General features: G+C 65.2%; 4 protein-coding genes. All 4 read left to right on the top strand.

The window, feature by feature from the left end; all coding sequences use genetic code 11:
• Positions 1–384 precede the first annotated feature (384 nt).
• The 4 genes from DMB38_RS30825 to DMB38_RS30840 all read left to right on the top strand — a co-directional run bounded on the left by DMB38_RS30825 (position 385) and on the right by DMB38_RS30840 (position 12,299).
• Positions 385–9,510, top strand: coding sequence for a DNRLRE domain-containing protein (locus DMB38_RS30825; RefSeq protein ID WP_346429531.1), 9,126 nt, complete (start codon positions 385–387; stop codon positions 9,508–9,510).
• Positions 9,511–9,522: 12 nt separating this feature from the next.
• Complete coding sequence (locus DMB38_RS30830; protein WP_125937892.1) at positions 9,523–10,149, top strand: hypothetical protein; 627 nt, start codon at positions 9,523–9,525, stop codon at positions 10,147–10,149.
• A gap of 278 nt (positions 10,150–10,427) precedes the next feature.
• Positions 10,428–10,910, top strand: a complete 483-nt coding sequence (locus tag DMB38_RS30835; RefSeq protein ID WP_125937893.1) for a hypothetical protein — start codon at positions 10,428–10,430, stop codon at positions 10,908–10,910.
• A gap of 78 nt (positions 10,911–10,988) precedes the next feature.
• On the top strand, positions 10,989–12,299 hold the full coding sequence (locus DMB38_RS30840) for a hypothetical protein (protein WP_240662557.1): 1,311 nt from the start codon (positions 10,989–10,991) through the stop codon (positions 12,297–12,299).
• Positions 12,300–12,482 lie beyond the last annotated feature (183 nt).

Consider the following 12,482-nt stretch of genomic DNA (forward strand, 5'->3'; position numbering starts at 1 on the left):
TCAGATTCGGGCAGGGCTCTACTGCGGAAGCAGGTCGCCGTGGTGTGTTGACCAGGGCAGTTGATGGATTCACTGCGTCTGCACGGTGTTACTACACGCTCCCCAGGCACATGTATTTGAGTTGATTTGAGTGTGTATCGCCCATCGCTTGACAGGTACACCACCGCCCGTTGAAGATCGGGCGGCTACCCCCCATGCATTGCGTGCGTTGTGCTGGCCGGGCATCTGTCCGTCCGGTTATTCGGCGTGCCGTTTTCCGCGTGTATTCACGCGCGGGGAAATGGCGTGAAGGGGTGCGGAATGAAGGCTCGGCTGGGGCGGTTCGTTTCGTCGGCGGTGGCGGCTGCATTTTTGGTGACGCTGTTGCCGCAGCCGGCTTTTGCGGTGGGTTCCACGCCCGGGGCGGGCGGTGTCGTCGACACGGTCAGAGACTGGTTCACCGACGACGATCCAGATGACGACGAGCCGCCGTCGAGCGACAGCCAGAACCCTGCGAGCCGGGAGAAGCTGCCCCCGGGCAAGGCGGAGCGGGCGGCGAAGCGGGTGAAGGAGCTGACCGGTCGCCGTACGCCGGAGGCGCGGTTCTGGCGGATGTCGGACGGCGGGGTCGAGGCGGAGCTGGCCGCCGCGCCCACGTCATACGAGACCCGTGGCGGCGCCTGGAAGGCGATCGACACCGCGGTGAGGGAGTCCGACGCCAAGGGCTACGCGTACGCCAATACCACCAACCTCGCCCGCAGTTACTTCGGTCACTCAGCCGAGCGGCTGCTGAAGGTCGAGGCGGAGCTGGGCCAGTCCGTGACGTTCGGACTGAAGGACGCGAGCGGTGAGCTGAAGCCGCGGGCCCAAGGCGGCACCGTCACCTACCCCGACGCCGTGAACGGTGCGGACCTCACATACCGGGTGGGCACGGGGGAGGTGAAGGAGGACATCGTCCTTCACGAGCGGCCCGACGGGCCGGTGTCGTTCGCCTTCACCATGGACGTCACCGACGGTCTGACACCCGAGTCCCGCAAGGACGGTTCGGTCGCGTTCTTCCACGAGACGAGCCCGGATCCGGTGCTGGTGATCCCGGCGCCGTTCATGACGGATGCGGCCAAGGACGCCTCCTCCCCGTACGGGAAGGCGTGGAGTCCGAAGGTCACGCAGAAGCTGAGCCGGGACGGGAAGCAGTGGCTGCTGACCCTGACGCCGGATGCGGGGTGGCTGGCCGCGAAGGAGCGGCAGTACCCGGTGAAGGTCGACCCGACCATCACCATTGCGCCGTCGCCGTCCCAGTCCCAGGACGTCATGGTGCTCTCCGATCAGCCCGGGGTGAACTTCAGGCAGGCGTGGGATCTGCAGGTGGGCACCACGCCGACTGGTGTGGCCCGCTCGCTGATCAAGTTCCCGCTGAACGAGATCCCGGCGGGCGTGACCGTCGATTCGGCCCGGCTGAGCCTGTACTACGACCAGACGCACACCACCGGCGGCAAGAAAGTGAAGATCGAGGCGCACGAGGCCACCGGACCCTGGGACGAGACGACAGCCACCTGGGACAGCACCAAGAACCTGCTGGGCGATCTGTCGGGTACGAAGCTGCAGCTCGACGACGGCCGCGCCGGCACGGCCGCGGTCGGCGACTGGACCCGGGTGGCCGGGGCGGGGATCGAGTCCGACTACCGCTACAACCAGAACTCGGCCACCGGCGAGTCGTACACCTGGCAGCCCGATGTTCCCGAGACCGCCAGCTACCTCACGGACGTGTACATCCCCGGGGTGGCGGACGCGGCGTCGGCGGCGCCGTACGAGATCAAGCACCGCGGCGGCACAACGAACTTCACCGTGGACCAGCGCGGGACCACCGGCCGGTGGGTGGACCTGGGCACGGAGGAGCTGAGCTACGCCAAGGGAACCGCGAACACGATCAAGCTGGGCGACACCGGGGACGCGTCGAGCAAGAACGTCGCGGACGCGGTGCGGCTGGTCAACCGGGCGGAACTGTGGAAGGACCCCGGCGAGTACAACCAGTGGCACAACTTCCCGGTGAAGAACTCGGTGCAGGAGTGGGTGAACGGCACCCTGCCCAACAACGGCTTCGTGCTCAAGGCGTACGACGAAGCCCCCAGGGGCGAGGACGCGCGCGGCGGGCCGCGGTACGAGGCCGGCGACGGCTCCTACGGCGGCGAGACGTCCACCATCCCCAGGCTCACGGTCTCCTACGGCCGCATCGGCACCGCACTCGACTCCCCGACGGTCGTGCACGGCACCGGTCCGGAGCTGCACTGGAAGCCGTACACCAACACCACCACCGATGCGGGGGCGGACTTCGTCGAGTACCAGATCCACCGCTCCACCCAGCAGGCGTTCACCCCCTCCGCGGCCACACTGATCGCCCCGATCGGTGAGCGGACCGCCGACAATTTCACCGATACGACCGCGACGCCGTCGCCGGATCCGGGTCCGGAGATCGGGAAGTCGTACTACTACCAGATCGCGGTCAAGACGGCAGACGGTGACCTGCTGGGCTCGCCCACGCGGATCGTGGGCATCCCCAAAGCGGGCCGGACGATGAAACTCATCCAGGGCTCGACCGGCGGGGCGGTGGCGGATACGACGCTGTCCTCGGCGCAGCCGAACACCAACCAGGACACGATCAACTCCTGGAACGTGGGTCAGAACTGGCTGTCCGTGGGCAACAACTCCGACACCTACGGCACCACCCGCGCCGCGCTGGACTTCGACACCTCCACCATCCCCGCCACCGCGACCGTCCTCGAAGCCCAACTGCAGATGTGGGGCACCGAGACCACCCGCGACGAGGGGTCGACCGGCGCGGTCTACGAACTGCGCCCCCTCGACCGCAGCTTCGATGAGACCACCGCGACCTGGAACAACGCCAACGCCACCACCGCCTGGACCAAGCCCGGCGGAGACTTCTCGGCAACCCTCTCGGACACGGTGCCGCAGTGGACCGAAGACGTCGGCCGGCACTGGTGGGACGCCACGACGATGGTCAAGGGCTGGGTCAGCACGCCCGACACCAACAAGGGCGCCATGGTCAAGCTGGCCAACGAGTCCGCCACCGGGCCGCGGGAGCGGTCGCTGTGGCTTTCCAGTGAGGCCCAGGACCAGCAGCTCGGCCCGCTGATGCGCGTCATCTACGTCGACGCGACCGCCGAGTCGACGTACTACGCACCTGACACGCCGCAGCGGATGACGCCGAACAGCACCTACAACGTCAAGGTCACGTTCACCAACACCACCGACTTCACCCTGAATGCCAACCCGGGCACATGGGGGCTGTCATACCGCTGGACCCTGCCCGACGGCAGCACCCCGCCCGGCCTCGGACAGCCGATCGTCACCGGCCTGCCGGCCAGCATCCCGCCCGGCACGGAAAAGACCGTCATCGCGCAGGTCACGACGCCAATCAACTCCGATTCGGGCAACAAGCGCACCGACTATCAGCTGACCTGGGACGTCTACCGCGGTGACGTGAAGAGGTGGCTGTCGGACCAGGAGGGCATCCCCGGCCTCACCCAGCGCGTCGCCGTCGAGGACCCCACCTCCGACGAACTCGGCCTGGAGAAGTTCTACTCCTACACCGGCACGTCCACCGGCGCCGGCTCGACGGTGATGAACAACACCGCTGCCGGTAACGCGGTGTGGTCCTACGACGCCTTCACCAACCCCGGCCGCGGCCTGAACACCTTCTTCCGCGTCGCCTACAACTCCCTCGACACCTCGGACACCATCACCGGCCACGGCTGGTCCGCTCAGGCCGCCGGCCCACTACGCCTGGGCGCCCCGCTGGACTTCCACCCCAACCCGCGCCCGACGGAGGTCCGCTGGCCGGACGGTGACGGCACCACCCACATCTTCCGCAAGCAGGAGAACGGCACCTTCAAAGCCCCCGCGGGCGTCCACTACAAGCTCGCACCCAAACAGGACCTGGACTGCACCCCGGCCAAGGACCCGATCCCGGACGCCTGGACGGCGACCCGCCCGGACGGCACCCGGTTCCTCTTCGGCTGCGACGGCTACCTGACCTCGGTCATCGACCCCAACGGCAACACGCAGACCTACACGTATACCGAGCGCAAGTCCAACAACAAGCCGACCAAGTTCCTCGACTACATCACCGACCCCGCCGGCCGGAAGTCCCTCGAGGTCGAGTACTACCAGAAGGGCGACACGACGTGGGACTACATCGACGACACAGGTAAGCAGGTCGCCGGCACGGGGAAACTGAACAACTCCAAGATCTACGACCACATCAAGTCGGTCACCGACATCTCCGGCCGCACACTCGCCTTCTACTACACCACCAAGGGCCTGCTGGGCCGCATGGTCGACGGCGCGGGCAGCGCACAGCCCAAGGAATTCGACTTCACCTACGACGCCGACCAGGGCAACAAGAACGTCAAACTCACCGGCGTCCAGGACCCACGCCAGAACACCACGCGGCTCGAATACAGCGCTCCCAGCGCCGGGGACGACCCCAAGTACCACTGGTGGACCAAGACCATCACCGACCGGCGCAGCAACGACACCACGTTCACGTACGCGGCAGGCGACGCGGACAACCCCGCGGACAACCCGAAGTTCACGGACACCAAGCTGACCGACGCCGAAGGCAACGTCACCGACTACACCACCGACGACTTCGGCCGCCCGGTGACGCTGACCAACGCCAAGAACGAGACCACCCAGATGTCCTGGGACGCGGACAACAACGTCACCTACCTCCGCGAGAACAACGGCGCCGAAACCGCCTACTGCTACGACCCCACCACCGGCTACCCCCTCTGGCAACGCGACGCCGAGCAGAACAAGGCCGCAGGCGGCGTCCCCGAACCCGCTGTCTGCACCGACGGCGCCACCCCCGACAACGCCACCGCGTACGAGTACTCCTCCCGCGTCGGGGACGAGTACGTGAAGGACCTGTGGCACAAGACCTCGCCCGAGGGCCGCACCTGGACCTTCACCTACGACGCGTACGGCAACCTGCTGACCGTCACCGACCCCAAGGGCACCGCCACCGCGGAAGCGGGTGACTACACCACCCGCTACACCTACGACGGCCACGGCCAGCTCCAGACGGCCACCGACCCGCGCAACAACACCACCACCAACGCCGACTTCACCCCCACCGGCTACCCCCGGCTGATCACCGACCCGAAGGGCAACGGCACCGACTTCGTCTACGACGAACGCGGCCAGGTCCTCAAGGTCATCGACGCCCTGGACAAGACCACCACCCAGACCTACGACACCTACGGCCGCCCCGGCGAGAGCGTCGTACCCAAGACTGCGGGTGAGTTCATCACCACGCCCGCGCCGGTCTTCGACGCCAACGACAACATCACCCGCGCCACCGCCCCCAACGGCGCCGTCTCCACCGCCGTCTACGACGAGGCCGACCAGACCACCTCGGCCACCGCCCCGGACAACAACACCACCGGCCGGGAGACCCGCTACACCTACGACCGCGTCGGCAACCTCCTCACCACGACCGAGCCCAAGGGCGTCGTGACAGCAGACAACCCGGACGACTTCGTCACCACCAACACCTACGACGCGATCTACCAGCTCACGGACGTCGTCAACGCCGACGGCGACAAGCTCTCCTACCGCTACGACGAGGTCGGCAACGTCACCCACGTCATCGACCCCAAGAAGAACACCACCCCCGACACCACCGACTTCACCACCCACACCACCTACGACCTCAACCACCGCCCGGAAACGGTCACCGACGCCGCCGGCGAAACCACCACAACCACCTACGACAAAGACTCCCTGGTCATCGCCACAACCGACCAGGCTGACAAGACCACCGAAGTCGACTACGACGAACGCGGCCTGCCCATCGCCCAACGCGTCCCCTACGACACCGACGCAGGCACGGTACGCACCACGAAGTTCACCTACGACCAGGCCGGCAACCGCACCAAGGTCGAAACCCCCCGCGGCGTCGCCACTACTGGGACGGCGGACGACTTCACCGCGGTCACCAAGTACGACGAGCTGAACCGGCCGTGGCGGCAGCACCAGCCCTACGACCCGAACGACGCCCGCTACAACAACCCGGACGTCTACACCGAGACGCTCTACGACGAGGTCGGACGGGTCAAGACGGTCTCGGCGCCGCCGTCGGAGGGCCAGACGGTCCGTAACGAGACCACCTACGAGTACTTCGACAACGGCTGGATCCGCACCTCCACCGACCCGTGGGACATCGTCACCCGCTACGACTACAACGACCTCGGCCAGCAGAAGAGCCGACGGCTGATCTCCGCAGGCGGTTCCTCCGAACGCCCGATGGACTGGGCCTACTACCCCGACGGGTCCCTGCAGACCAGGAAGGATTCCGGCGTCCCCGACGGCTCCGCCGTGGTGCTGGTCGACAACTCCGACACCCAGCACACCTCCACCTCCGGGTCCTGGAAGGCGTCGAAGTCCATCGCGCTCTCGGGCGATCCGAAGGACACCGGGTTCAACCATCGCAGCCAGACGTCAGGAACCGGCACGTTCACCTGGCAGACGGTCATCCCCCGCGACGGCCAGTACACCGCCTACGCCAAGTACCCGGCCAAGTCGGACGCCGGCACCGCCACCTACCGCATCGACCACGCCGGCGGCGGCCCCGCGACCAAGAAGATCGACCAGGCCGAGAACGCCAACCGCTGGGTGAAGCTCGGCACCTACCGCTACAAGCAGGGCACCAAGTCGATCACGGTCTCCGGAACCGGCCAGGGAACCGTCAGCGCGGACGCCGTCAAACTGGTCCGCTCGTACGATGCGGCAGCTGACGCTGAGGAGAAGGTCTTCGGCTACCGCTACGACCGCAACGGAAACCTGACCGACGTCGACGACACCTCGTCCGGCACGCGGATCGATGCCTACACGATGGTCTACACCGGGCTGAACCAGCTTGCGAAGGTCACCGAGAACCTGGCCGGCGAGGAGAAGAAGTCCACCGCCTTCACCTATGACGCGAACGGCCAACCGGAGACGTCCACGCACCCCGACCAGTGGGCCGGCTACACCTACAACGCACGCAACCTGCTCGAGACCGTCAAGATCGCCGACACCACCTCGGAGACCGACCCGACCCGCAAGACCACGAGCTACACCTACACCCCCCGTGGCATGGTCGATGTCGAGACCAAAGCCAACGGCAACCTGCTCGACCACGACTACTACGCCAACGGCGCGCTCAAGAGCAGCCGGGAGACCAACGACGGCGCCCTGGTTGCCTCCCACGCCTATGACTGGGATCCGAACGGCAACAAGGCAGAAGACGTCTTCAGCCGCATGAACGCCGACACCGGCGCGTTGGCAGACACCACCAGCACCTACACCTACGACCCGGTGGATCGCATCGCCAAGCTCGACAAGGCCGGCCTGGGCGCCGGGATCGAGACCTACGTTCACGATGCGAACGCCAACGTCGTCGAGCAGACCGTCGACGGTGTGGACACCCGCTTCGACTACAACCTCAACCGGCTGCAGCAGGCCACCGCCACCGGTGACGGCTCCGGTGGAGTCACCTCGGCCTACACCTACGACCCCTACGGCCGCCTGGAGGCGGTCACGGCCGACGGCAAGATCCTTGAGCAGAACGCCTACGACGGCTTCGACCACGTCGCCGAGCACACCAAGCTCCAGGAAAACGGCACCACGGCGACTACGAATTACACCTACGACCCCCTGGACCGCACTACCTCCAAGACCACTGGTGCCGGCACTTCCAGTCCGGAGACGACGGACTTCACCTACCTCGGCGTGTCGAAGGAAGTCCTCGACGAACGGGTCGGATCCGGGATCACCAAGTCGTACCAGTACGGGCCGTGGGGGCAACGCCTGTCACAGATCACCCACAAACCCGGCGGCACCCAGCAACTCGGCGTCTACGGCTACAACAGCCACTCCGACGTCGAGACCGTCACCGGCGAGGACGGCAACACCGAGGCCACCTACGGCTACACCGCCTACGGCACCGACAACGACGCCGAGTTCACCGGCATCGACAAGCCGGACCCGGCGAATCCCGACGAGGACGCCTTCAACCCCTACCGGTACAACGCCAAACGCTGGGACGCCGCCACCAGCACCTACGACATGGGCTTCCGCAACTACAGCCCCGGCCTCAACCGCTTCCTCACCCGCGACACCTACAACGGCGCGCTCGCGGACATGCAACTCGGCACCGACCCCACCACCGGCAATCGCTACGCCTTCACCGGTGGCAACCCCACCACGAACATCGAACTCGACGGCCACCGCCTCGCCTGCGGCGGAGGCGAAGGGTCTGGCGCGCTGGACGTCAGCTGCGGCACCGGCAACGAGACCCGCGCCGACGGAACCCTCTCCTTCGACGGGGAACCCACAGGCGGGGTCCGGGCAGCCTTCACCTTCGAGGGGGAACTCTACGAGGGGATCGCAAACGCCGACACGGGAGAACTCGACCTCTTCGGCAAGATCAAATACCTGAAGAACCCGGACAAGGCCCTCGGTTACATGTGGCTCGGCGACCAGACTCCTCCTGCCGAGGAGTACTCATGGTTCGACAAGGCGGGAATCTTCGCCACATCGTTCCTGCTCCCAGACCCCGCCACTTGGAAAGAATGCTTGACCGACCCGAGCCTGGGGTGCCTGGCGGAAGCCCCCGAACTGATCCCAGGCATAGGAAAGGCGGGAAGTCTTCTCCTCAAGGGTGGGGCAAAGCTCCTGAAGAAGACCTTCGGGAAGTGCCACAGCTTCACCCCCGGCACACGGGTACTCCTCGCCGACGGCAGAACCAAGCGGATCGAAGACATTGAGATCGGTGACCGCGTCGTCGTCACCGACCCCGACACCGGAGAAACCACCACCCGCACCGTCAAACGACTCATCACCACCCACGACGACAAGAAGTTCGTTCGCCTCACCTTCACCACAGAAGACGGGCAAACGGGTCAGCTCACCGCCACCACCACCCACCCCTTCTGGGCCGAGTACGCAGGCGAATGGATCGACGCTGGCGACCTCCTCCCCGGCACGACCATCCGTACCGCCACTGGCGACACCACCACCGTCCAGGCTGCCGACCACTACACCAAGCGCCAGACCACCCACGACCTGACCATCCGCGACATCCACACGTACTATGCACTGGCCGGCGAGATGCCGGTCCTAGTCCACAATGCACGTTCGTGTACCAGTGGGAATAACTCTGCTGCCGCGTTGGGCCGTCAGGCGCACCAAGATTTCAGCGACGTGATGGGTGGCCGTGGACACCTCGGGTATGAAGGAGAGTTCACGCTGCCAAGCGGTCTGCGCCCGGATGGCGGGTACACTGACCCCGCGACTGGCGTTCGTGTGCCCATCGAATTGAAGCCCGATAGTCGTGCTCAGATTCGGCGGGGTCGAAAGGAGCTCGGCCTGTACGAGCAGGAGATGGGCGTCCCCGCGGGAGCGGGACAGCTCTGGGTATATCGCGTGGGGAAGAGTGGAACGATTTCATACCACAGGATTCATTAGGGTGGCTGGCTGATGAATGAGGAATTCAAACAGCTAATTGTCGGCGCAGTTGATCCCCTGAAACGCGAGCATGGCTTTCATGTGAAGGGAAGGGTAGCCATCCGCATGGATCGACTCCTTCGGGGCGTCGTGTTCCATCCTGAGAAGACAGCGACCAGGGGAGCGTACCGGTTCGACGTCACTCTGAACCTCGGCCTTCCGGGCCTCAGTTCCGTATCAGCCTCCCGTCGGGAATTCATTGTGGCGGCGTCGCTCGGCAAGCTCTATCGTCTCAGAAACCCTGGCAAGGGCCGATTCGAATTGAGGGGAGATGGTTCGGACTTCGAAGTCGGGTCCGTAGTACGTTCGCTTCTGTCAGATCTTTGCTCTGAATTTCTACTGGCGATTTCAGGGCCGGGTGAGCTGCTGAATTTGCTGGAGAATGAGGCCGAGTTCGAGAGGCTCGATCTGTGGCCCTGGAATTCGCTTCCCAGGCTGGAGTTGGCGAGCGTCTACAGCGCATTCCTTGGACTGGAAGAACAAAAGAATCAATTTGCCGAGCGGGCAATTAGTTATGCGCGGGAGGCTGGCATGGAATATGCTGTGGCGCGAATCATGGCGAACGTGCAGAAAGCGACGCACCTGAACTCGACTGATTGATGTGGGGCGTTTGGCCTGACAGGGGCCGGTGCGCTTGGGTAACTGTGGTGTTCTGCACGCAGGACACCAGGCTGGCCGGCGCCTTCAGATCGAGAGGGAGGGATTCGGCGCGCTATGGAACACTTCGAGGAGAAGATGGGAGAAGCAGATCGACTGCGGGTGAGAAAGTACGGCGGCCTGTAACACTGAATCGCGTCAAGGATGAGGCCGTCGCAACGGCCCTGCGAGGGCAGTCGCAAGGTCAGGTTGGTGTGTGCGTTGCGGGGTGCGCGGAGCGAATGGCTCAGGTATTCACTGGGCTGCGTGGCGATGGCCAAGGGCGCGACAGTGATATCGACACGGTGATTCGTCTGCTCGCATACCTCTGGAATGATGAAGTTCCACAGCGGCAATTTCAGGACTGCGTGGACTCTTTGTCAGGATTCCCGGAGTTTGATGAGTCCTCTGATGAAGAAATCATCGATCCAAGGGAGATTCATTCATTCTACGCGGCGCTTGGGCTACGCTATGCGGCGCTATATCGCTCCAGCGGCGACGCTGAAATCGCGCTGAAGTGTGCGCATACCTGCCTAACGGCGATGGGGCAGCTCGATCAGAACATCCCCGTTACTGCATTCTTTGCCCAGGAAGCCGACTGCCAGCAACACGTAATCTCCTCATATCCCTTGGGTGGGGCCGATGAGATCGCGCAATTGAGGAATGCTGATCGAGTCATTAGTAGAGGTAGGCTAGCAGCTCTTCAGGAGCGTTTGTCGAACTGAGTAACGGGGCACACATATTTGAGGGGGTTTTGCCCAGTGTCTATTCGTAGGCGCGTGATGAGCGCCTTACTGGCCGCCGTGATCAGCACGATCTCCCTGATCGGCACAGGGGGCGCGCCGGCCGCCGCTGACACCAGCACACAGCTGCCCATCAGTTCGTACCGCGATATGGCCGTCGATGGCATCCATCGGCAGGTGTTCATCACTGATCCATTTGGCGGCCAGGTAGTAGTGGCGGACTACAGCGGACAGGTCGTGAAGCAGTTCTCCGGCGCGGCAGGCGCTTGGGGCCTTGCGCTCTCCGAGGACTCCAACACGCTCTACGTGGCACTGCGGGACGCCGGCGCCATCGCGGAGATCGATACCGCTACGCTGCAGGAGACCGCCCGATACGACACCGGCACGGGTGCTGGCGCTTACGCTGGCCCGACGTGGCTGGCCCTCGCGGGTGGCAAGGTATGGTTCGGCTACTCCGTCGACACCTGGAGCGGTGACCTCGGTTCCCTCGACCTGAGCGGGCCCGAGCCGGTGGTTACCCGGGCGCAGGCGCCCCGCACGTTCGATGGTCCTCCCCAAATCGCCGCGGTGCCCGAGGATCCGAGCACCCTCGTTGCCGCCGACCACTTCAGTGATGCCACCCTCGTGAGGTACGACGTGAGTTCCGGTCGGGCGGTCGAGCAGGTGAGGAGCCACGGCCCAGGACCGTATGGGTGCGCCAGCCTGAATGAACTCGCGCTGACACCGGACGCCCGGCAGGTCGTCCTAGCGTGCGCGTCGCCCTACGACCACCAGGCGTTCCGCACCGCGGATCTGTCGCACGACGGCTTTTACACCACCGACGCTTATCCCAATGCGGTGGCGTTCGCTCCCGATGGCACGCTCGCCTTGGGCTCCGACGCACGCCACGACGACGCATGGGTCTACCGACCCGGCTACGACGCGCCGCTGAAGGCGATTGACCTCGGCGCGGACAGAACAGTGACCGGCGGCCTCGCCTGGGCCCCCGACCACAGCCGCCTCTTCGCGGTGGTGACCACTTACAGCTCGGGCCCCTTCACCTTGAAGGTGCTGGACGACCCCGCCGGGCAGGAGAGCACCCTGTTGCTAGACGGTCCCGAGACCGCGAAGCGGGGTCAGCAGATCACCATCACGGGCACCCTCACGCCAACGACGTGGCTCGGCGCGGGGACAACCGTATCGCTGAGGCGCTCCACCTTCGCCGACCCCGCCGGAGTCTCCCTCGGCACCGCCACTGTGTCTCCAGACGGCACGCTCGCCTTCACTGACCGCCCACGCACGACCGGGACGGTGTGGTACGAGGCGAAATACGCTGGCGATGGGTGGCTGTCGCCGGCCGAGAGCGTGGCACTGGTGGAGGTCTTCGACTGACGTAGACGCCGACCGCTCGCGGAGGCGAACTGCGCACGCCACCGTGCGCGGCTCGCTCCGGCCTTCGGATTCAGTACTGCTGGTAGAGATCGGCGCAGTCGAAGATGACCCACCCCGTGAGCGTCTTGCCGTGCTTCCGGAATTGGACCTTGAGGTGCGAGGAACCAGGCTTGAGCGGCTTAC

Source organism: Streptomyces sp. WAC 06738, assembly GCF_003945505.1.
Taxonomy (GTDB): Bacteria; Actinomycetota; Actinomycetes; order Streptomycetales; family Streptomycetaceae; genus Streptomyces.

Bases quoted from the DNA above. Each gene is read 5' to 3' on its own strand.
- DMB38_RS30830 (WP_125937892.1), top strand. From the start codon at position 9,523: ATGAATGAGGAATTCAAACAGCTAATTGTCGGCGCAGTTGATCCCCTG.
- DMB38_RS30835 (WP_125937893.1), top strand. From the start codon at position 10,428: ATGGCTCAGGTATTCACTGGGCTGCGTGGCGATGGCCAAGGGCGCGAC.